General features: G+C 56.4%; 20 protein-coding genes. 7 read left to right on the top strand and 13 right to left on the bottom strand.

What is annotated here, in order from left to right; all coding sequences use genetic code 11:
- Nucleotides 1-98: 98 nt before the first annotated feature.
- From yeiB to A6U95_RS28120, 3 genes are all read right to left on the bottom strand, one after another.
- Nucleotides 99-1,280 (bottom strand): DUF418 domain-containing protein YeiB, encoded by a 1,182-nt coding sequence (gene yeiB / locus A6U95_RS28130; protein ID WP_065686897.1) that lies wholly within the window; start codon nt 1,278-1,280, stop codon nt 99-101.
- A gap of 269 nt (nt 1,281-1,549) precedes the next feature.
- Nucleotides 1,550-2,215, bottom strand: coding sequence for a GTP cyclohydrolase I FolE (gene folE / locus A6U95_RS28125; RefSeq protein ID WP_065686896.1), 666 nt, complete (start codon nt 2,213-2,215; stop codon nt 1,550-1,552).
- 315 nt (nt 2,216-2,530) lie between these two features.
- Nucleotides 2,531-3,688 carry a YbfB/YjiJ family MFS transporter gene (locus tag A6U95_RS28120; protein ID WP_065686895.1) on the bottom strand — a complete coding sequence of 386 codons (1,158 nt, stop codon included), beginning with the start codon at nt 3,686-3,688 and terminating at the stop codon, nt 2,531-2,533.
- A 105-nt stretch (nt 3,689-3,793) separates the two neighbouring features.
- On the opposite strand from A6U95_RS28120, the gene A6U95_RS28115 reads away from it, so the two are divergent.
- The 3 genes from A6U95_RS28115 (at nt 3,794) to fghA (ending at nt 6,769) form a co-directional block, all read left to right on the top strand.
- Nucleotides 3,794-4,696: a LysR family transcriptional regulator gene (locus A6U95_RS28115; RefSeq protein WP_065686894.1), complete on the top strand. Its 903-nt coding sequence runs from the start codon at nt 3,794-3,796 to the stop codon at nt 4,694-4,696.
- A 90-nt stretch (nt 4,697-4,786) separates the two neighbouring features.
- The gene (locus tag A6U95_RS28110) at nt 4,787-5,911 is read left to right on the top strand and encodes an S-(hydroxymethyl)glutathione dehydrogenase/class III alcohol dehydrogenase (protein WP_024485753.1); all 1,125 of its coding nucleotides are present in this window, start codon (nt 4,787-4,789) and stop codon (nt 5,909-5,911) included.
- A 15-nt stretch (nt 5,912-5,926) separates the two neighbouring features.
- The gene (gene fghA, locus A6U95_RS28105; RefSeq protein WP_065686893.1) at nt 5,927-6,769 is read left to right on the top strand and encodes an S-formylglutathione hydrolase; all 843 of its coding nucleotides are present in this window, start codon (nt 5,927-5,929) and stop codon (nt 6,767-6,769) included.
- A 33-nt stretch (nt 6,770-6,802) separates the two neighbouring features.
- On the opposite strand, the gene gsiD is transcribed toward fghA, so the two are convergent.
- The 6 genes from gsiD to A6U95_RS28075 form a co-directional block, all read right to left on the bottom strand.
- Nucleotides 6,803-7,708: a glutathione ABC transporter permease GsiD gene (gene gsiD / locus A6U95_RS28100; protein ID WP_025119541.1), complete on the bottom strand. Its 906-nt coding sequence runs from the start codon at nt 7,706-7,708 to the stop codon at nt 6,803-6,805.
- Nucleotides 7,709-7,720: 12 nt separating this feature from the next.
- Nucleotides 7,721-8,641 (bottom strand): glutathione ABC transporter permease GsiC, encoded by a 921-nt coding sequence (gene gsiC / locus A6U95_RS28095; protein WP_065686892.1) that lies wholly within the window; start codon nt 8,639-8,641, stop codon nt 7,721-7,723.
- A gap of 280 nt (nt 8,642-8,921) precedes the next feature.
- Nucleotides 8,922-10,457: a glutathione ABC transporter substrate-binding protein GsiB gene (gene gsiB / locus A6U95_RS28090; protein ID WP_065686891.1), complete on the bottom strand. Its 1,536-nt coding sequence runs from the start codon at nt 10,455-10,457 to the stop codon at nt 8,922-8,924.
- Nucleotides 10,458-10,482: 25 nt separating this feature from the next.
- Nucleotides 10,483-12,360 (bottom strand): dipeptide ABC transporter ATP-binding protein, encoded by a 1,878-nt coding sequence (locus A6U95_RS28085; protein ID WP_065686890.1) that lies wholly within the window; start codon nt 12,358-12,360, stop codon nt 10,483-10,485.
- Between the two features lie 19 nt (nt 12,361-12,379).
- Nucleotides 12,380-13,339 carry an isoaspartyl peptidase/L-asparaginase gene (locus A6U95_RS28080; RefSeq protein WP_065686889.1) on the bottom strand — a complete coding sequence of 320 codons (960 nt, stop codon included), beginning with the start codon at nt 13,337-13,339 and terminating at the stop codon, nt 12,380-12,382.
- A 340-nt stretch (nt 13,340-13,679) separates the two neighbouring features.
- Nucleotides 13,680-14,216 (bottom strand): DUF924 family protein, encoded by a 537-nt coding sequence (locus tag A6U95_RS28075; RefSeq protein ID WP_065686888.1) that lies wholly within the window; start codon nt 14,214-14,216, stop codon nt 13,680-13,682.
- 118 nt (nt 14,217-14,334) lie between these two features.
- Here A6U95_RS28075 and moeA point away from each other — a divergent pair, with 118 nt between their 5' ends.
- Together moeA and moeB are read left to right on the top strand one after the other, a co-directional pair.
- Nucleotides 14,335-15,573, top strand: a complete 1,239-nt coding sequence (gene moeA / locus A6U95_RS28070; RefSeq protein ID WP_065686887.1) for a molybdopterin molybdotransferase MoeA — start codon at nt 14,335-14,337, stop codon at nt 15,571-15,573.
- A 2-nt stretch (nt 15,574-15,575) separates the two neighbouring features.
- Nucleotides 15,576-16,376 carry a molybdopterin-synthase adenylyltransferase MoeB gene (gene moeB, locus A6U95_RS28065; RefSeq protein ID WP_065686886.1) on the top strand — a complete coding sequence of 267 codons (801 nt, stop codon included), beginning with the start codon at nt 15,576-15,578 and terminating at the stop codon, nt 16,374-16,376.
- Nucleotides 16,377-16,509: 133 nt separating this feature from the next.
- On the opposite strand, the gene A6U95_RS28060 is transcribed toward moeB, so the two are convergent.
- Together A6U95_RS28060 and cynR are read right to left on the bottom strand one after the other, a co-directional pair.
- The gene (locus A6U95_RS28060) at nt 16,510-18,102 is read right to left on the bottom strand and encodes an ABC-F family ATPase (RefSeq protein WP_074423417.1); all 1,593 of its coding nucleotides are present in this window, start codon (nt 18,100-18,102) and stop codon (nt 16,510-16,512) included.
- Nucleotides 18,103-18,278: 176 nt separating this feature from the next.
- Nucleotides 18,279-19,166 carry a transcriptional regulator CynR gene (gene cynR, locus A6U95_RS28055; protein ID WP_024531254.1) on the bottom strand — a complete coding sequence of 296 codons (888 nt, stop codon included), beginning with the start codon at nt 19,164-19,166 and terminating at the stop codon, nt 18,279-18,281.
- A 118-nt stretch (nt 19,167-19,284) separates the two neighbouring features.
- On the opposite strand from cynR, the gene A6U95_RS28050 reads away from it, so the two are divergent.
- Nucleotides 19,285-19,938: a carbonic anhydrase gene (locus A6U95_RS28050; protein ID WP_021180560.1), complete on the top strand. Its 654-nt coding sequence runs from the start codon at nt 19,285-19,287 to the stop codon at nt 19,936-19,938.
- A gap of 26 nt (nt 19,939-19,964) precedes the next feature.
- Complete coding sequence (cynS, locus tag A6U95_RS28045) at nt 19,965-20,435, top strand: cyanase (RefSeq protein ID WP_024531253.1); 471 nt, start codon at nt 19,965-19,967, stop codon at nt 20,433-20,435.
- 63 nt (nt 20,436-20,498) lie between these two features.
- Here cynS and A6U95_RS28040 read toward each other — a convergent pair whose 3' ends face one another.
- On the bottom strand, nt 20,499-20,843 hold the full coding sequence (locus A6U95_RS28040; RefSeq protein WP_024531252.1) for an antibiotic biosynthesis monooxygenase: 345 nt from the start codon (nt 20,841-20,843) through the stop codon (nt 20,499-20,501).
- Nucleotides 20,824-21,801 carry a hypothetical protein gene (locus A6U95_RS28035; protein WP_065686884.1) on the bottom strand — a complete coding sequence of 326 codons (978 nt, stop codon included), beginning with the start codon at nt 21,799-21,801 and terminating at the stop codon, nt 20,824-20,826. Before A6U95_RS28035 ends, A6U95_RS28040 begins: the two co-directional genes overlap by 20 nt.
- Nucleotides 21,802-21,859: the final 58 nt, after the last annotated feature.

The following is a 21,859-nucleotide window of genomic DNA, read 5'->3' as shown; positions in this document are numbered from 1 at the left end:
GGCGTTATCCTACCCCGTTTGTCATCCTCCTCAGCGTGAATTCCGTCACAGGAAAGAAAACGTTTACATACAATTTTTTAACCTACCTGCGCCAGATCTCATTTTGTCGGCTGACGGAGACTTTCGCCCGCTGCAAGGGAAGTCAGCTTGCGCCATAGCCATTCCATCGGGCCCTGTGCGAAGTAACGCAGCCACAGCGTGGAAAAAAGCAGGTTAACCAGCCACACCAGGGGGACGACCGCCAATAGCTGCAAACGGTCGAGTTGTTGATAGAGGCCAAAACGAAAGAACAGCGTGCTGCAAATCAGGGTTTGTAGCAGGTAATTACTTAGCGCCATCCGCCCGACCTGGGTTAACCAGTGGCTGATACGCAGGCGGGAAAGCGTTGGCCAGAAACTGTAGACCAGAGCCAGGTAGCCAATGGCCTGCAACGGCGAGCCCAACTCACGCGGCACCTGCAGCAGAAAGCCACTCCAGCGATACTCCCAATTCAGCTGCCACTGCAGCAGCACACCGGGTAACTGGATCAGCAATGAAAGCGGTATCAGCCAGGCGGCCTGGCGGCGGTAGTAAGCAGGTGAATAGCTGTTACGCAGCCAACCGCTGCGCATCATGCCTGCACCAAACAGCATCAGCCCGGCCAGTTGCCAGCCATACTGCGCACCGATGGCTATCAGGCTGGAAGAGAGCAGATCCAGGCGGCTGCGCCAGGCTTCCGGCCCACCTTGCAGCTTCCAGAACGTCTCATACTGCAATTCGGCCACGCTCGGCTGCCAGAAACTGCCCGGTTCACCATGAGAGATAAACCCTAGCAGCAGCAACACCGCCACACCGATCAGATACAGCACCGCACCGGTTTTCAACAGAGTGAAGGTATTCTGTGCGTCACGGATCATCCGCCAGCACACCAGGCCGATCAGCCCGTAGGCCAGCAGGATGTCCCCATCCCATAAGAAAATAGCGTGCCCAAGGCCTATCAGTAGCAACCAGGATAACCGAGCGCGGATCCAGACTTTGCCCCGCCGTAGCAGCAGTTGCAGACCGGCACCAAACAGCAGAGCGAACATGGCCAGGAACTTGACCTGAGCGAACAGATCCAACAGCGCCCAGGTCCAGACATCGCGTGTGGAGGGCATCCCCAGATAGGCGGGGTTGAGGTAGGCGGCTTTCGGCAGGCCAAATGCACTGATATTCAGCAGTAGAATGCCAAGGATGGCGATACCGCGTACGCAGTCCAGCGTAGCAATGCGTGGTAGCCGGGGAGTTTCGTTAGCGTTCATGTTATTCCGCTGTATTTCAATCAGTAACAAGCCCCCTCACCCTAACCCTCTCCCACAGGGAGAGGGGACCGATCGAGTGTGCTTGAAATTATAGTGATTCACTTTCGATGAGGAGGTTGATTGAGTTTGTATTCTAGTCTAGTAAAAGTAGAAACCCCATTAAGCAGCAGCCTCGTATTCATTTGCTGATATGACCCTTTTGGTTCCAAAAGAGCAGGGACTATCAGCTCCCTCTCCCTATGGGAGAGGGTTGGGGTGAGGGGCAGCTATCAACCGTGATGGTGACGCACCGCGCGCAGGAACTCCTGGCGCGTATTCTGGCTGGACTTGAACAGCCCGCCCAGCGACGTAGTGGTGGTAGCACTGGTAGCGTCACGAATACCGCGAGCTTTGACGCAGTAATGCACCGCATCGATCGAGACCGCCACGTTGTTGGTGCCTAGCAGCGTTTGCAACGCCACCAGGATCTGCTGAGTCAGCCGCTCCTGTACCTGTGGGCGGCGGGCAAAGAACTGCACGATGCGGTTGATTTTCGACAGGCCAATCACCGAGTCTTTAGGAATATACGCCACGGTGGCTTTACCATCGATGGTGACGAAGTGATGTTCGCAGGTGCTGGTCAAGGTAATATCACGCACCGTCACCATTTCGTCCACTTTCATCTTGTTTTCGATGACGGTGATCTTCGGGAAGTTGGCGTAATCCAGGCCGGAGAAGATCTCATCGACATACATTTTCGCAATACGGTGCGGCGTTTCTGCCAGGCTGTCGTCGGACAGATCAAGGTTCAACAGCTGCATGATTTCAGTCATGTGCTCTTTGATACGGCGCTTGCGCGTCTCGCGATCCAACACTTCCCCACATAGCGGGGTTTCCAGGCCGCGCGCTTCAAGCGCCGCGTGCACCAGTACAGCTTCATTACTTAACGATGTCATGGCGATGTATCTCCAGCAGGCTGGCCCCAACAATATACCCGTCGTCTTTCAAATTGCAGCGTTGTTATCTGCTGTTGGTTACTCGCCCGGATTGGTTAGGGCGCCGTATACAGCGCCCCTACAAATACAGGGGGGAGCTAGCTGCAGCTTGAAAGACGACGGATAGATAACGTGAACCCGATCAATATTTTCCCCCACTCTAGATGAGAGTGAGACGTTTATCCAGTGATTGTGTTTCATCCCGGTATGAAAAATCCGCATCCAGCCCGTAGCAGGCTGGCTGCGGCTATTCCACATTTTTTGTATGTATTTTACTCAAGATAATGTTGGTTTGCTGGCCGTGGCCCGCGCCGGGGTATTGATCACCAGCACGCCGGCGATCAACAGCCCTAGTACCGCCACATATAGCGCGGGTTCCAGGCGATGCGTCAGCGCCGTTGACACCGCCGAGAGCATCGGGCCAACCAACTGGCCGATGGCATACCCCGTGGTCAACAGCCCGGCCATATAGCGTGCGTGATTCGGAGCCAACTCCCTACCGTGCTGGATAGATAGTTGGACCACGCTGAGGAATCCACCGCCGGTTAGCATGGCCCCGAGTGCCAGGCCGGTAACGCCGGGCACCACTTCGGCACAAAGCACGCCCAGTGCCTGTACCCACAGCGTGATTGCCAGGCGGGTCTGCGTGGTGAGCCGATGACGGGTTGCAATCCCGATGATAATCCCCAGCACCGCCGCACCGCCAAAAATCGGCCAGACAAACTGGGCGAACAGGCTGTCAGGGAAACGGGCCGCCGCCATCTGTGACAGGAAGGTCGCAGGCAGGATATAGCCAAAGCCCGCCAGGCTGTAGCTCCACACCAGGCGCTTCAATGCCGGTGTGAGTACCAGCGGCTCAGGCTTCACATCGGGACGATGCAGCTCCCCTGCCCTTGGCAAATTAATGCTGATCGCGGCAATTAACACCAACGCCAATGCACCATACACCAACCAGGCCTGTGAAGCGCTCAAGCCCCAGCTGTTGATCGCCACCGCCAGCATGCCGCTGATGAATATCCCGGCCCCAGGCCCGGCAAAGACCGCAGCACTTAGCGCGGGACGGCCATAATGCGCCAACCGCTCGTTAGTCCAGGCCGCCACCAGCACCATCGACCAACCGCTGGCCCAGCCAATCGCAAAGCGCACTGCACCGTGCAGCCACTCCCCCGACACCAAGGCAGACAGCAGCGTCAGCGCTACCGCTCCCCATACGCCAAGCCACAGGCGGCGCTCCACATGGCGGCTGGCACGCATCGCATCATAGGCACCGCACAGGTAACCCAGGTAGTTGACCGCCGCCACCAGCCCGGCCCCCGTCAGGGTGAACTGGTGCTCAGCAATCATCAGCGGCACCTGCGGGGTAAAGGCAAACCGGCCAATCCCCATCGCCACGATCAAAGCAATAAAACCACTCAAGGCTATTTTTAGCGCCATCGCTGTATCCAACCTGTTAAAAGAAAGTTGCGGCTAGCATGCCGCAGTATTACACTCACAAAAACTGAATAATACTCATCAAGTTCATCACGAAAAGAGAAGGCTATGGATCTCACCCAACTGCGCATGTTCTGCTGCGTGGCCGAAACCGGCTCCGTCGCCCGTGCCGCCGAGCAACTGCACCGCGTGCCGTCAAACTTGACCACGCGCCTGCGTCAGCTCGAGCAGGAACTGGGCACCGATCTGTTTATCCGTGAGAAGCAGCGTCTGCGCCTCTCGCCGATGGGCCATAATTTTCTCTGCTACGCCCACCGCATTCTGGCGCTGAGTGAAGAAGCCATGAGCATCACCCATGCCGGGGAACCGGCCGGTAACTTTGCGCTTGGCTCGATGGAAAGCACCGCCGCCACCCGGCTACCTACCTTGCTGGCAGCTTATCATCAGCGATTTCCGCAGGTTTCCCTTTCGCTGGCTACCGGCACCTCAGGAGAAATCATCGAGCGTGTACGCGCGGGAACCTTGGCTGCCGCCCTGGTAGATGGCCCGTTGCAGCATGATGAACTGAACGGTTGCGTCGCTTTCCCCGAGCGGATGGTGGTGATCACCTGCCTGGATCATCCGCCCATTCACAGCGCCCAGGATGTCAAAGGGGAAACCCTGTTTGCCTTCCGCGCCAGCTGCTCTTATCGCCTGCGCCTGGAGTCCTGGTTCAAGCGTGACGGTTCATTGCCAGGCACCATCATGGAGATCCAGTCTTATCACTCCATGCTGGCCTGCGTGGCCAGCGGTGCCGGGCTGGCGATGATCCCGTATTCGGTGCTCAACCTGCTGCCCGGCTACAAACGGGTCAAAGTTCATTTACTCCCTGCCGACATTACCGAAACTGCCACCTGGCTGTTATGGCGGCGTGATGCGTTTGGGCCAAACGTCCGCGCGTTAAAACAACTGATTATAGAACAGGCTGAAAGTACGGAGATGGATGCAGAATCCATCCTCCTGACAGAGTAGGGGCGCCGCAAGCGCTGCCCATTAAGATATCAATGACTTAATTCGGGTCGAACATGTTCGACCCCTACAAGTAATAACGAGGAGAACATGATGGAATTTATCAAAACCCGTGCTGCCGTAGCTTGGGGCCCGAACCAGCCGCTGAAGATTGAAGAAGTCGATCTGATGCCGCCACAGAAAGGTGAAGTACTGGTGCGCATCGTCGCTACCGGCGTTTGCCATACCGATGCCTATACCCTGTCAGGCAAAGATCCAGAAGGCGTGTTCCCGGCGATCCTGGGCCACGAAGGCGGCGGCATAGTCGAAGCGATCGGCGAAGGCGTGACCAGCGTGGCCGTCGGCGACCACGTGATCCCGCTGTACACCCCAGAATGCGGCGAGTGCAAATTCTGTAAATCCGGCAAAACCAACCTGTGCCAGGCCATCCGCGCTACTCAGGGCAAGGGCCTGATGCCAGATGGCACCACCCGCTTCTTTAAAGACGGCAAGCCGATTTTCCATTACATGGGCACCTCCACCTTTGCTGAACGCACCGTAGTACCAGAAATCTCACTGGCAAAAATCAGCAAAGAAGCGCCGTTGGAAGAAGTTTGTCTGCTTGGCTGTGGCGTCACCACCGGCATGGGTGCGGTGATCAACACCGCCAAGGTCAAGGCTGGCGATACTGTGGCGATTTTCGGCCTGGGCGGCATCGGGCTATCGGCGATTATCGGGGCTCAGATGGCCGGTGCCAGCCGCATCATCGGTATCGATCTCAACACCAGCAAGTTCGAGCTGGCTCGCAAGCTGGGTGCGACCGATCTGATCAATCCAAAAGATTACGATAAACCTATCCAGGACGTGATCGTCGAGCTGACCGACGGCGGCGTCGACTTCTCCTTTGAATGTATCGGCAACGTCAACGTGATGCGTTCTGCACTGGAGTGCTGCCACAAGGGTTGGGGTGAGTCGGTCATTATCGGCGTTGCCGGTGCCGGTGAAGAGATCGCGACCCGTCCGTTCCAACTGGTGACTGGCCGCGTCTGGCGCGGTTCCGCCTTTGGTGGCGTGAAAGGCCGCAGTCAACTGCCGGGGATCGTGCAGCGTTATCTGGACGGCGAGTTCGCACTGAACGACTTTATCACTCATACCATGGGGCTGGAGCAGATCAACGAAGCGTTCGATCTGATGCATGAAGGCAAATCGATCCGTTCCGTGATCCATTTCGATAAATAAGCCAGGAGGCAGAGGATGACGATGTCATTAGAACTTCTCGAAGAGCACCGCATGTTCGGTGGTTGGCAACAACGTTACCGTCACGCGGCGCAGAGCCTGAATTGCAACATGACGTTCAGTATCTATCTGCCACCACCGCGCGACGATAACCCGCCGCCGGTGCTGTATTGGCTGTCGGGGCTGACCTGCAATGATGAAAACTTCACGTTGAAGGCCGGTGCCCAGCGCATTGCCGCAGAATTAGGGTTGGTGCTGGTGATGGCGGATACCAGCCCACGCGGCGATGAGGTGCCGAATGACGAAGGTTACGATCTGGGCCAGGGGGCGGGGTTCTACCTCAATGCCACTCAGGCACCTTGGGATCAACACTTTCGCATGTATGACTACATCAGCGATGAGCTGCCAGCGCTGATCAAGCAGCATTTCAGCGTCAGCGATCGGCAATCCATTGCGGGTCACTCGATGGGCGGCCATGGTGCGTTAATGATGGCAATGCGTAACCCGCAGCGTTTTCGTTCGGCATCGGCCTTTGCACCGATCGTCAATCCTTGCCAGGTGCCTTGGGGCCGTAAAGCCTTTGCGGCCTATCTGGGGGATGATGAAACGCAGTGGCTGCACTATGACAGTTGCCATTTGCTGGCCAGCGGGGCGGAGCAGTTGCCGATGTTGATTGACCAAGGAGATGGGGATCAGTTTCTGGCGGATCAGCTGCAACCGGCCAAGCTGGCGGAGTTGGCCCGCCAGCGTGACTGGCCGTTAACCCTGCGCATTCAACCGGGTTACGACCACAGCTACTTCACCATCGCTACCTTTATTGAAGATCATCTGCGTTTTCATGCCGAGCATCTGTTCCGCTGATTGAGTTGCTCCTCTCCTTTTTGAGGAGAGGAGCTACCCTTTCAGTTTCGGATCTAATGCATCACGTAATCCATCGCCTAACAGGTTAAAGGCCAATACGGTGAAAAAGATTGCCAGGCTGGGGAAGATCGCCACATGCGGGGCTATCACCATATCCGCCCGCGCTTCATTGAGCATCGCGCCCCATTCGGGCGTTGGCGGCTGCGCCCCCAATCCCAAGAACGACAGGCTGGCAGCGGTAATGATTGAAGTACCGATACGCATGGTGAAATAGACCACGATCGACGAGATGGTGCCCGGCAAAATATGCCGCAGAATGATGGTCCAGTCCGAAGCGCCGATGCTGCGCGCCGATTCAATGTAGGTCAGATGCTTCAGCACCAGAGTATTGCCACGCACCAGGCGAGCAAACGCCGGAATGCTGAAGATGGCCACGGCGACAATCACGTTTGCCATGCCGCTGCCCATGATCGCCACCACGCCAATCGCCAGCAGAATGCCGGGGAAGGCAAACAGCACGTCGCTGATGCGCATAACGATGCGATCCCACCAGCCTTCGTAATAGCCCGCCAAGAGCCCAAGCACCGTGCCAATCACGCTGCCAACCAGCACCGAGAACACCCCCGCAGCCAAAGAGATCCGCGCGCCCATCAGAATACGGCTGAAAATATCCCGGCCCAACGAATCTACCCCGAGCCAGTGCACCAGCGAAGGCCCTTCATTGAGCCGATCGTAATCAAAGAAGTTTTCCGCATCATAAGGCACCAGATGCGGTGCCAGCAGCGCAGCGGCCACCAGCAGCAACACAAACACGCCGGCCACCATTGCGACCTGCTGGCGACGAAAGCGGCGCCAGAACTCATGCCAAGGCGTACGCACCGCGTTGGGATTAATCACCGGCATTGCCTTGAGCGCGGCATTACGCCGCCAATACTTCATCATACGGCCTGCCTATTGATAACGAATCGAAGGGTTGATGGCCGCATACAGCATATCCACCAACAGATTGATCAGAATAAATTCCAGCGAGAACAGCAGCACTTCGGCCTGGATCACCGGGTAATCGCGCATTTCTACCGAATCCACCAGCAAGCGCCCCAACCCCGGCCAGTTAAACACCTTCTCGACCACGATTGAGCCACCCAGCAGGAAACCAAACTGTAGGCCCATCATGGTGATCACCGGGATCATGGCGTTGCGTAGCCCGTGCTTGACGATCACCAATGACTCCGGCACGCCCTTGGCGCGAGCGGTGCGCATGTAATCTTCCTGCATCACCTCAACGAACGAGGCGCGGGTGAAGCGGGCCATCACCGCCGCTACCGCAGCACCCAGCGTGATTGAAGGCAGGATGTAATGCTGCCAGGTATCCGCTCCCACCGTCGGCAGCCAGCCGAGATTGACTGAGAACACCTGCATCAGCAGCATCCCCAACGCAAAGGCCGGGAAAGAGATACCCGACACGGCCAGCGTCATCCCCAGCCGGTCCGGCCAGCGGTTGCGCCACACGGCGGAAATCATGCCGATCGCCATGCCAAAAATCACCGCCCACACCATGCTGGCGATGGTCAGCCAGAAGGTTGGCATAAAGCGCGAGGCGATCTCTTCACTGACCGGGCGTTTGGACACCATCGACGTGCCGAAATCACCCTGCAAAATATTGACAAAGAAATGCACAAACTGCTGTGGCAACGGCTTGTCCAGCCCCAGATCCTGACGTACCAACTGGACGACGGCTTCGTCTGCCTCCGGCCCCGCGGCCAATCGCGCCGGATCGCCCGGCAGCATATGGACAAACAAGAACACCAGCACGGCCACGATCAGCAGCGTCGGGATCAGACCCAGCAGGCGTTTTAGAAAATAATTAAGCATTCCCCTCACCCTAACCCTCTCCCACAGGGAGAGGGGACTGAATGTGCTACTGATTAAGTTCCGTTGCTAACCTCACCACCGGAACAGTGCCATAAATTAACGCCTGTAAATGTTCACAACACCCATCCGCTCTCTCCCACAGGGAGAGGGGACAGAATATGCTACTAATTAAGTTTCGTTGCTAACCTCACCACCGGAACAGTGCCATAAATTAACGCCTGTATCTGCTCACAATACCCATCTTCTCCCTCTCCCTGTGGGAGAGGGTTGGGGTGAGGGCTTATTTCAAATCCGCGTTATCAAAGTTAAACGAGGTATCCGGCATCACGTAGAAACCGCTCAGCTGTTTGTTGTTGGCTGACAACAGGCGCTCCGTCACTAGGAAAATCCAAGGCGCATCGGCCCAAATGCGATCTTGTGCATCTTTGTACAAAGCCTGCTTCTGGGCACGATCGGTGGTGGCTAACGCATCAGCCAGATCCTTGTCAACCTGTGGATTGCTGTAGAACGCGGTGTTGAACTGCTTAGGCGGTGCGGATTGGGTGGCAAACAACGGCGTCAGCGCCCAGTCAGCTTCGCCGGTCGAGGCAGACCAGCCGGTATAGAACATACGCACGCCAGTGTCCTTCACGCCCACGCTCTCCACCTGCGCCGCACGTTGGCCAGCATCCATCGCGGTAACGGTCACTTTGACCCCAACCTGCGCCAGCTGCTGCTGAGCAAACTGCAACACTTTCTGCGCGGTGCTGTGGTTATGGGAAGACCACAGCGTGGTAGTAAACCCGTTCGGATAGCCTGCTTCTTTCAGCAGTTCACGCGCCTTGGCTGGATCGTATGGCCAAGCGTTGTAACGGGTAGCAAAATCAATGGCCGGAGGCACCGGGCCTTCCGCCGGAACGGCAAACCCAGAGAACGCCACCTTAATCAGCGCGTCCTTGTTGATCGCATAGTTCAGTGCCTGGCGTACCTTTGGGTTATCGAACGGTTTCTGCGTCACGTTCATGCTGATGTAGCGTTGCAGGATCGACGGCGCGGCCACCAGATCCAGCTTGCTGTTTTTCTCCAGCACCTTGGCTTGCTCATAAGGGATTGGGAAAGCAAAGGTCGCTTCACCGGTTTGCAGCATCGCCGCACGGGTGTTGTTATCCACTACCGGCCGCCAGGTGATGCTGTCCAGCTTCGGTAGGCCCGCTTTCCAGTAGCCGTCGAATTTCTTCACTTTCACGTAGTCGGTCTGGTTCCAGGTTTCAAACTGGTAAGGGCCGGTCCCCACCGGATGGAAACCGATCTCCTTGCCATACTGCTTGATGGCCACCGGGGAAATCATCGCCGCCGCCGGGTGCGCCAGGTTATTGATAAACGCCGAGAATGGCGCTTTCAGCACGATCTTGACCGTGGTGGGATCGACCACTTCGGTTTTATCGATCATCTTGAACAGGTTGTAGCGTTTCAGGCGATTATCCGGGTTACTGGCGCGATCCAGGTTAACCTTGACCGCTTCGGCATCGAACGCGCTGCCGTCGTGGAATTTTACCCCCGGCTGGAGCTTGATGGTGTAGGTCAAGCCGTCTTTGCTGACATCGTAGCTGTCTGCCAATACGTTCACCAGCTTCATATCCTTATCAAAGCCAAACAGCCCCTGATAGAAGGATTTGGCGACCGCCTGCGACAAGGTGTCGTTGGCATCGTACGGGTCGAGCGTGGTGAAGTTGGACGCTACGGCAATCACCGCATCCTTGGCAGCCCAAGCCGGGCCAGCAGCGGCGGCCAGCAGTACGGCGGCCAAAACATTACGCTTGAATGTGTGCTTAGTCATAGTGCTTAACTCTCCTGAGGCAAGGCTAAAAGGCACCGGCAATAGGGTGGCGGGCCACAAAGTGCCCTGGCCCTACCTGCACTAAAGGTGCGGTAACGGGTTCATCATCCAGCCCACGGATCGGGCTGGGTATTTCATCCACCAGCAACGGCTGGCGTTTATGCGCATGGGTAGGATCGGCCACCGGCACGGCGGCCATCAGCTTACGGGTATAGGCGTGCTGTGGGTTTTCAAACACCGCACGACGTGGGCCGATCTCCACAATCTGGCCCAGATACATCACCGCGACGCGATGGCAGACTCGTTCCACTACCGCCATATCGTGGGAAATAAACAGAAATGCGATGCCCAATTCACGCTGTAAATCGAGCAGCAGATTGACAATTTGCGCCTGGATCGACACGTCCAACGCGGAGACCGCCTCATCGGCAATCACCACTTTCGGGTTGAGTGCCAACGCACGGGCAATGCAAATACGTTGGCGTTGACCACCGGAGAACTCATGCGGATAACGCCGCGCATGTTCCGGCTTCAGCCCCACCCGCTCCAATAACCAGGCTACCCGTTTTTCGGCCTCCGCCCCGCGAGCAACGTTGTGCACCAGCAAAGGCTCCATGATGGAGAAACCAACGGTGAGCCGTGGGTCCAGGGAAGCGTAAGGGTCTTGAAAGATAAACTGAATATCACGGCGTAAATGCTGTAAGGCAGAGCCTTTCAAGCGGTTGATCTGTTGGCCGTTGAAGGTAATGGTGCCGCGTTGGCTATCGACCAGCTTCAACAGTGAACGGCCAGTGGTGGATTTGCCACAGCCAGATTCGCCGACCAACCCCAACGTTTCGCCGGGATAGAGGTCAAAGCTGATATTTTCCACCGCATGCACACGGCGCGTGACGCGGTTGAGAATGCCGCTGCGCAGATCGAAGCGCGTGACCAGATTTTCTACCTGCAAGATCGGCGTAGCTCCCGCGGGTATGGTGTCTTGCGGCTGGTCATTATCGTCAACGCCAGCTAACGGAAATTTTGCCGGGAAGTCTTTATCTGCCATCGCGCCCAGCTGCGGTACGGCGGCCAACAAAGCTTGAGTGTAAGGCTGCTGCGGAGCGGCAAACAACGAGCGCACCTCCCCTTGTTCCACCTTTTCGCCTTGGTGCATCACCAGTACCCGATCGGCAATCTCCGCCACCACGCCCATATCGTGCGTAATGAAGATCACACCCATGTGCATTTCCTGCTGCAACACGCGGATCAGCTGCAGGATTTGCGCCTGAATGGTGACGTCCAGCGCGGTGGTAGGTTCATCGGCAATCAGCAGCGCCGGTTTGCACGACAGCGCCATGGCAATCATCACCCGCTGGCGCATCCCGCCAGACAGTTGATGCGGATAGCGGCCAAGGACGTTTTTGGCCTCGGGAATACGCACCAGATCGAGCATACGTAGCGCTTCACGTTTGGCACTGCGGTGATCCATACCCTGATGCAGACGCAGAGATTCGGCGATCTGCTCCCCCACCGGAAACACCGGGTTGAGCGAGGTCATCGGTTCTTGAAAAATCATCGCCATATCAGCGCCGCGCAAAGTTCGCAAGGTGCTCTGTTTAGCCTTGGCCAGATCGAGCACCTGACCGTTACGCCGGCGAAAATGCATCGCGCCGCTGGTCAACTCACCGCCGCCCTGCTCGACCAGACGCATCAACGCCAGTGAGGTGACCGACTTGCCTGAGCCAGATTCGCCAACGATTGCCAGAGTTTCGCCACGATCGACGTCGAAATCCAGATGGCGCACCGCCTCAACGACGTCGCCTTCTTGGCGGAATTGTACGCACAGATCGCTCACCGCCAAAACGCGCTCGGGCGGTAAAATCAGCCCACGTTCTGCCTGTGGCTGGATGGCCGTATCGGTCATTTGCCCTCCCGGCAAGCATTCAGCGGTAGATACCCACGGAAGGGGCATCGCCGACATAGCCGAAACCGCGATACATTCCTTCACTGTTAAACGGCAGTGCGACGTTGCCAAAACGATCGATAGCAATCAGCCCGCCGCTACCGCCCAGCGCCAACAGCTTTTCCATCACCACTTTATCGCAGGCCTGTTGCAGGGTTAGACCGGCATATTCAATCAGTGCAGACACGTCGTAGGCCGCGACGGTGCGCATAAAGATTTCGCCGGTACCGGTGCTGGAGACCGCCACCGTGGCGTTGTTGGCATAGCAACCGGCGCCAATAATCGGCGTATCGCCAATGCGCCCTGCCGCCTTATTGGTCATGCCGCCGGTTGAGGTGGCCGCTGCCAAGTTGCCCAAGGCATCCAGCGCTACCGCCCCCACAGTGCCAAATTTGCGATCGGGATCCAGTGGGTCACCGCTGAGCGCCGCCGCACCGTCGTGATCGAGCAACACCCGGCCCTGCTCTGCCTGAGCACGGTGCAGTTGGTCAAAACGTTCCTGGGTAAAGAAGAAATTGGGATCGACCATTTCCAGGCCGTGATTGGCGGCAAATCTTTCTGCCCCTTCCCCGCCAAACAGCACATGAGTGCTGTTTTCCAGCACCGTACGCGCGGCAAGTACCGGGTTACGTATCCGGCTGACCCCGGCGACCGCCCCGGCATCACGGGTACGGCCATCCATCACGCAGGCATCCAGCTCATGAGTGCCTTGGTGGGTAAATACCGAGCCTTTACCTGCGTTGAACAGCGGGCACTCTTCCAGCAGCCTGACTGCCTCCGTTACCGCGTCCAGTGCACTGCCGCCTGCGGCCAAAATAGCCTGCCCGGCAGCCACAATGTCGGAAAGCGCCTGGATATAATCTTGTTCTTTCTCTGCACTCAATGCCGCACGGGTAATTGCGCCCGCGCCACCATGAATGGCAATCACTGGTTTGCTCATTGGCCTGACACCTGTATCTATCCGCGGCAATTCAAGCAGGTACCGCATGAAAATGGAGAGAGAATTATTATTTAGCCTTTTTCGACTATATTTAGCCCGGCAATCGATGTAAAGCACAAAGTCGTCGCCAAGCATTAAGCGTAGCCTGCTTAGACTATTTTGTGCATTGAAAGAGCCAAATGTTATAAAAACAGTGGGTTATCTGGCTTTTCATTTACCGCTGACAGATTTAACCGGCCTATTGGCGGCAGCAGGAAATAGCCCGGTTTGGTTCATGTTTAATAAGCGTTATCCCATGCCCCTCTCCGCTATTCCCCGCTTACACGCCAATGAAAAATATTTAGAAACCCGATCCCGGTTGTTGCAGAAATTCCTGCTCCTCAAGCGTAGATTCCCGGCCTAATATCTCGTTACGATGGGGATAACGTCCAAAACGATCGATTATGGCTTTATGACGTATTTCAAACTCCAACTGGTCACCATTATTTAATTGGCGAAACAGCTCTAACGCCTGCTGGTGGATCAAGGCGGATTCGGAATGCATAAACGGCAAATAGAGGAAGCCGCGCTGCTCGACCGTCAGGTTTTCACATAATCCAGTGGCAATCGCTTCCTGAGCCAGCACCAGCGCCATTCCGTCACAAGCAAAGGAGCGTGGCGTGTTGCGAAACAGATTACGGCTGAACTGATCGAGCACGATGATTTCCGCCAGTCTGCCTTTGATGGTTGCGCGCCAATGCGCCAGTTCCCCTTGGGATGCCGCCTGCCACAGTTGGCCAAAGCGGGTGTGCAGCACACGATCGAACTCATCGTCCTTTTTAAACCACATGACTGGGTCGATCTCTTCGAACCAAAAATCCAGTACGTGCTGGTGCATCACTGTCTCCTGTTATTGATTTCAATACGTTAACCTGGTTTCTCCACCACGGCGTTATCTGCCATAATAGCCCTACTTTGCCGAAAAATTCGCGCACGCCGATTACGGAGTTTTGTTTATGGATCACTGTCATACTTCTGACCTCATTTCTCTTGAGCAGGCACTGGAGAAAATGCTCTCCCAGATCGCGCCACTGCAACAGAGCGAATCTATCGCCTTGACCAGCGCAGCCGGGCGCATTACCGCCGCCCCGGTGGTCTCCCCTATCGATGTTCCGCCCTTCGCCAACTCGGCAATGGACGGCTACGCAGTACGTCTAAGTGACCTGAACGGCGACTCTCCTTTACCGGTAGCGGGTAAAGCCTTTGCCGGTGCTCCGTTTACGGATACTTGGCCTGCCAACACCTGCGTACGCATCATGACCGGAGCACCAATTCCAGCCGGCGCGGATGCGGTGATCATGCAAGAGCAGGTTGAAGTGACCGAGGCTGGAGTGCGTTTCAACGCCCCGGTAAACGCCGGGCAAAATATCCGTTTGGCGGGGGAAGATATCCTGCGCGGGGCGAGCGTGCTACCCGCTGGAATCACCCTGGGGGCAGCACAACTGCCATTACTGGCCTCATTGGGCGTGGCCGATGTCCAGGTGATGCGTAAATTGAAGGTGGCGGTATTCTCTACCGGTGACGAATTGCAGCCGGTCGGCCAACCACTGCAAGCCGGGCAGATCTACGACACCAACCGCTTTGCCGTACGCCTGATGCTGGAACAGCTCGGCTGCACGGTGATCGATCTGGGGATTATTCGTGATAATCAGGAAGCATTACGCGCGGCCTTTATCCAGGCGGATAGCGAGGCCGACGTGGTGATCAGCAGCGGCGGCGTTTCCGTCGGTGAAGCCGATTACACCAAGCAGATGCTGGATGAACTGGGCAAAGTCAGCTTCTGGAAGCTGGCCATCAAGCCGGGCAAACCTTTTGCTTTCGGCAAGCTCCAGCACGCCTGGTTCTGTGGCCTACCTGGCAACCCGGTCTCTGCTGCTTTGACTTTCTATCAACTGGTGCAACCGCTGCTGGCCAAGCTGGCCGGTCACACCGAATGGCAACTGCCACCCCGCCTGAAAGCTCGCGCTCTGACGCCACTGAAAAAGTCGCCGGGTCGCCTCGATTTCCAGCGCGGTATCTTCACCAGCAATGCCCAAGGCGAGCTGGAAGTGAGCACCACCGGCCATCAGGGTTCCCACGTGTTCAGCTCATTCAGCCAGGGTAACTGCTTTATCGTGCTGGAGCGCGAACGTGGCTCGGTGGCCGCTGGTGAGACAGTAGAGATCGAACCTTTCAATGCGTTGCTGAGGAACTGAACATGCTGCCGGAATTAACCGATGCACAAGCGCTGCGCTACAACCGCCAGATCGTACTGCGGGGTTTCGACTTCGACGGTCAGGAAAAGCTGCTGGCGGCGCACGTGCTGATCGTTGGGCTTGGCGGGCTGGGCTGTGCGGCGGCGCCTTATTTGGCTGCCGCTGGCGTCGGCCATCTGACGCTGGTTGATTTCGACACGGTTTCCCTCTCCAATCTACAGCGCCAGATCCTGCACCGGGATGACCGCATTGGTATGGAGAAGGTCGAATCTGCCCGCATTGAGCTGAGCGCCATCAATCCTCATATCCGTATTGATACCCTAGACACACAGCTGGATGACGAGCAAATGGCGGCGCAGATTGCCGCTTGCGACGTGGTACTGGACTGTACCGATAACGTAGCGACCCGCGATATGCTCAACAGCCTGTGCCATGCACAGCGTAAACCGTTGGTATCAGGGGCCGCTATCCGCATGGAGGGCCAGCTCAGCGTCTTTACCTATCAGCCGGAACAGCCCTGTTATCGCTGCCTGAGCAGGCTGTTTGGGGAAAATGCGCTGACCTGCGTTGAGGCTGGCGTGATGGCACCTTTAGTCGGCACTATCGGTACGTTACAGGCGATGGAAGCCATCAAGTTGTTGGCTAACTATGGCCAGCCTTTGGTGGGGAAGTTGTTGATGTTTGATGCGATGAGCATGCAGTTTCGCGAGATGAAGCTGCCGAAGGATCCGCGGTGTGAGGTGTGTGGTAAAGATGCTGCCCCTCACCCTAGCCCTCTCCCAAAGGGAGAGGGAACGGATTGAGTTCGTTAATTCTTCTGCGTAATACCTATCTTTCTCTACTCATCACGTTCCGAAGCAGTACGGGCTAACCTATCGCTCTGGACTGTTCCCTCTCCCTATGGGAGAGGGTCGGGATGAGGGCGACTCGAAGGGATCAGTTTATACCCTGGCTACGCAGGTAGTCTTCGTAGTTGCCGGTAAAGTCGATCACCTTGCTCGGGGTCATTTCCAGAACGCGTGTGGCCAGCGAGCTAACGAACTCACGGTCGTGGGAAACGAAGATCAGGGTCCCTTCGTACATTTCCAACGCCATGTTCAGTGACTCGATGGATTCCATATCCATGTGGTTGGTTGGTTCATCCATGATCAGGATGTTCGGGCGCTGCATCATGATCTTACCGAACAGCATACGGCCCTTCTCACCACCGGACAGCACTTTTACGCGCTTCTTGATATCGTCCTGGCTGAACAACAGACGGCCAAGAATGCTGCGCACCGCCTGCTCATCGTCCTTTTCCTGCTTCCACTGGCTCATCCAGTCGAACACGCTCAGGGTTTCATCGAACTCGTATTCGTGATCCTGTGCGTAGTAACCGATCTTGGCGTTTTCGGACCATTTCACGGTGCCGTTATCCGGTTGCAGGTCACCCACCAGCGTTTTCAGCAGGGTAGATTTACCGATACCGTTGGCACCCAGGATCGCCACTTTCTCGCCCACTTCAACCATCAGGTTGAGTTTGCTGAACAGCGGGCCGTTGTCGAAGCCTTTGGCCAGCGCTTCCACTTCCAGCGCGTTACGGAACAGTTTCTTATCCTGTTCAAAACGAATGAACGGGTTCTGACGGCTAGAGGCTTTCACCTCTTCCAACTGGATCTTGTCGATCTGGCGGGCACGGGAGGTAGCCTGCTTGGATTTTGAGGCGTTGGCGCTGAAGCGGCTAACGAAGGACTGCAATTCGTTAATCTGCGCCTTCTTTTTGGCGTTGTCAGACATCAGGCGCTCACGAGCCTGGGTAGCCGCCGTCATGTATTCGTCGTAGTTGCCTGGATAGACACGCAGTTCGCCGTAGTCCAGATCCGCCATGTGGGTACAAACCATGTTCAGGAAGTGACGGTCGTGCGAAATGATGATCATGGTGCTGTTACGTTCGTTCAGCACCTGCTCCAGCCAGCGAATGGTATCGATGTCCAGGTTGTTCGTTGGTTCGTCGAGCAGCAGGATTTCCGGATCGGAGAACAGGGCCTGAGCCAACAGGACACGCAGTTTGAAGCCGGGAGCGATCTCGCTCATCGGGCCATAATGCTGTTCTACCGGGATCCCCACGCCGAGCAGCAACTCACCGGCACGTGCTTCTGCGGTGTAGCCGTCCATCTCGCCATAGGCCACTTCCAGATCGGCCACTTTATAGCCGTCTTCTTCGCTCATCTCCGCCATGGCGTAGATGCGGTCGCGCTCTTCCTTCACCGCCCACAGTTCGGTGTGGCCCATGATCACGGTGTCCAGCACGCTGAACTGTTCAAAAGCGAACTGATCCTGGCGCAGTTTACCCAGGCGCTCATTCGGATCCAGGAACACGTTACCGCCGCTCGGCGCCAGATCGCCACCGAGGATTTTCATGAACGTCGATTTACCGCAGCCGTTGGCTCCGATCAGACCATAGCGGTTACCGCCGCCAAATTTGACAGAGATGTTTTCAAACAACGGCTTACTGCCGAACTGCATAGTGATGTTGTTAGTGCTTAACACAGCGCTCGCTCTTAATTTGATTGGGAATGTGATTTGGCGCGCATTATGCCATAACGCAACACAGAGATCGTGGGAAGTTTTGGTGAAGATTTGCTCGGCGCTCGGGGTGTGGAGATATTCGCCAGCTAAATATCCCCATCAGGACGAATTAACGGATAACCAAACCCGTCACTTTTTTAGCCCATTTCCTTGACCTGATCTTGCAACATCGCAATCAACGCCCGTGAAGCTGCACTGCGGTAGCCCTCTTTGCGTTGCAACACCACGGCATGGCGTTCGGGCATGGGAACCGACAGCTTGATCGGCAGCAGCAGCGGATTACTCCGTGCAATGGCCTGCGGCAGAATGGTCGCGAGCTGGCCGTGGCGCACAATCTCGACGATGGCGCTAATCGCATTCGCCTCCATGGCAACCTGAGGATGGATCGCGTGCTGCTGGCAATATTCGTCCACGTAGTGACGCGTGGCGAAGTCACCGTTGAGTAGCACCAATGGCACCTGTTGCACCTCCGCTACGTTCAAGGCAGCGCGGTGCTTGGTAAGCTGATGCCCCTTCCCCACCATCAGTTGCAGCCGCTCCGTGAACAGCCTGGTCGCGGCTATATCCGCAGAGTGAACCGGCTCGAAGGCAATCCCGAGATCCAATTGGTCATCGCACAATAACGCCTCCATCTTATCCTGCGTCATTTCACGGATATTCAGCGTAATACCTGGGTAGCGCCGGTAAAAGCCGTCGACCAACGGGCCAATCAGGTAGGAGGTAAAGGTCGGCGTCATGGCCAAGCGCAGGTTGCCGCGTTCCAACGTCGCGACATCCTGAATGGCCCGCTTGCCAGCATCCAGATCCTGTAATGCCAACCGGGCATAGCGCATCCATGCCTGACCCGCATCGGTGAGTTGCACCCTCCGCCCGGAGCGGTCAAACAGTTCTACCTGTAACGTCTCTTCCAACTGTTTGATCTGCTGTGACAAGGTGGGCTGAGAAACATGCAGCACCTCCGCCGCCCGGGTAAAGTTCCCCTGCTCCGCCACCGCCAGAAAGTAACGTATGTGCCGCAGTAACATAACGCCTCAACTATTAGTTATTCCTATCGTGACGATTATAAATGAGTCTTGGAACCTATAGCTAGAAAAGTCCATTCTTGCCTCCATTGAAAGCAAGCCACACATTGATGGAGTCACCATGCAAGAGGTTATTGACGGTTTTCTGAAGTTCCAGCGCGAAGCTTTTGTTGAGCGTACAGAGCTGTTCAAACGTCTGGCTACCAGCCAGAACCCGCGCACCCTATTTATCTCATGTTCCGACAGCCGATTGGTGCCGGAGCTGATCACCCAACGCGAACCAGGCGACCTGTTCGTTATCCGCAACGCGGGCAATATTGTCCCTTCTTTCGGGCCAGAGCCCGGTGGTGTTTCAGCCTCGGTGGAATATGCCGTTGCTGCGCTTGGCGTAGAGGATATCGTGATTTGCGGCCATTCCGATTGCGGCGCCATGACCGCCATCGCCACCTGCAAATGCCTGGATCACATGCCCACCGTGGCCAACTGGCTGCGTTATGCCGATGCAGCCAAGGCGGTCAATCAGGCCAATGAACACGCCAGCGAGCACGATCGTATTAATTCGATGGTGCGAGAAAATGTCATCGCCCAGCTCACCAACCTGAAAACTCACCCTTCGGTCGCGCTAGCGCTTGATCGAGGCAATCTGCGGCTGCATGGCTGGATCTACGATATCGCCACCGGCTGTATAGACGCATTAGATGGCAATACCCGCCGTTTCGTACCGCTGGCGAGCAACCCGAGCGTCACCGCCAGCCCAGCCATGCAACGTTTCTAACCTATTAATCATCAAGAGGATTTCACATGACACAATCTCTACAAAACACTTGCGCACGCCAGAACCTGACCGACATCATCATGGATGCCAAAGTCCGCCAAGGCCTGACCTTTGAGGCGATTAACCAAGGCACCGGCTTGAGCCTGGCGTTCGTCACCGCCGCACTGCTTGGCCAACACCCGTTGCCGGAACAGGCCGCCCGCGTGGTTGCAGCAAAATTGGGTTTGGATGAAGATGCGGTGCGCCTGCTGCAAGCCATCCCGGTACGCGGCAGTATCCCCGGCGGTGTGCCGACCGACCCGACTATTTATCGTTTCTACGAGATGGTACAGATCTACGGCTCAACCCTGCGGGCGCTGGTACATGAACAATTTGGTGACGGGGTGATCAGCGCGATCAACTTCAAGCTGGATATCAAAAAGGTCCAGGACCCCGATGGCGGTGAACGCGCGGTGATCACGCTGGATGGTAAGTACCTGCCAACCAAGCCATTTTAAGCATTAAGTTATCAAATTATTAAGTTAATACAATCCAGCGCCGGAACCTCGGCGCTGGATCATTCAACCATGAAAACGGAGGCTATCCGCCGGAGCCTGCTCACGCGGTTCTAACCCATAATCCCGCACCACCTCTGCCACCCGCAGCCGGTAATATTCCAACACCTCATGCCTGCCACGCGCCTGGGCCTGACGGTGTTGCTCCAGGTTGCGCCACTGCTGTACCGCCGCCTCATCACGCCAGAACGACAGCGATAACAACTTGTCCGGCTCGCTCAAGCTCTGAAAACGTTCGATAGAGATAAAGCCGTCAATTTCTGCCAGCAACGGTTTCAGCTCCGCCGCCAACTCTAGATAGGTTTCCCGCTGCCCAGCGGCAGCCCGTAGTTCAAAAATCACCGCGATCATCATCGTTCTCCTCGGCAGTATAAAATTCAGGTACACGCGCATTTTGCGAAACACGCCAGCGAAAATGGCCTAACAGTTCGGGCTTAAGGTTGAGTTTGGATAAATGGCCGATCCCCACCAAGGCGATCAACCGTGCCCAACGTTCTCCTGGGCAACGATGAGCACCATGACCAAAGGCAAAACTCTCCTGCGGCGTTTTCAACTGCACCAATACGCTCTGCCCCACCGCCAGCGTTTGACCGTCAAGCAACGTAGCCTGTAGCGCAAACCTGCGGGTAGTATGGATCGGCGGAGTTTGCTGCAACACCGCCTGGATCAACACCTCTGCCGGTTGATGGCGCTGACTTGTCAGTAACAGCGTCTGGCCGATTAATCCGGCGGTCCCCTCACAGGCTTGGAACAGTAGCCCGATGGCATTGGCTATCGCCGGAGCACGATCGCCAATGTATTGGCACAATTGATAGAACAGCGGCCCATCGGCCTGCTGCATACGAGTTTGCAATTTTCCGGCGGCAATGGCCCCCGCAGCCATCTGCTCTGCGCTACCGCCAGGAGCAATACAGCGCACAAAGTCCAACACCTCATCCACCAAGGCAGATCGATCCTGATGGGCCACGCCCAATAAGTCAGCCAGCACGCAAATCGGCAAAGCGTAGTTAAACCGGGTGAGTTGCTCTGCCGTTGTCAAACCGGCCGCTAACCGTTGAGCCACGCAAGCCGTAGTCTGGCGGATGTCATCGTCTGTGAACGTGGCCAGAGTCGCCTCGATCGCCCCCTTTAATTCACGCTGCCCGGCACCATCATTCATACGTACCAGAGAAGCGAAAATCGATTGACCGGGCGTCCCAATTAAAGCTGCGGGCACCGGCTCATCCTTGGGGCGAACGCCGAGGTGAGGATGGGTTAAGGCTTCACGCACCGCTTGCCGCGATGCAACTGAAAAGGGGCAGGCCGCCATGGCAATTTCCTTCAGATGAGAATAGAGAGTAGCCATTGTCGGGTTAGACGTGCAGCAA

Source organism: Serratia sp. 14-2641 (assembly GCF_001692375.1).
In the GTDB taxonomy this organism is placed as follows: Bacteria; Pseudomonadota; Gammaproteobacteria; order Enterobacterales; family Enterobacteriaceae; genus Chania; species Chania fonticola_C.
This window is presented reverse-complemented; position numbering and strand designations above follow the sequence as displayed.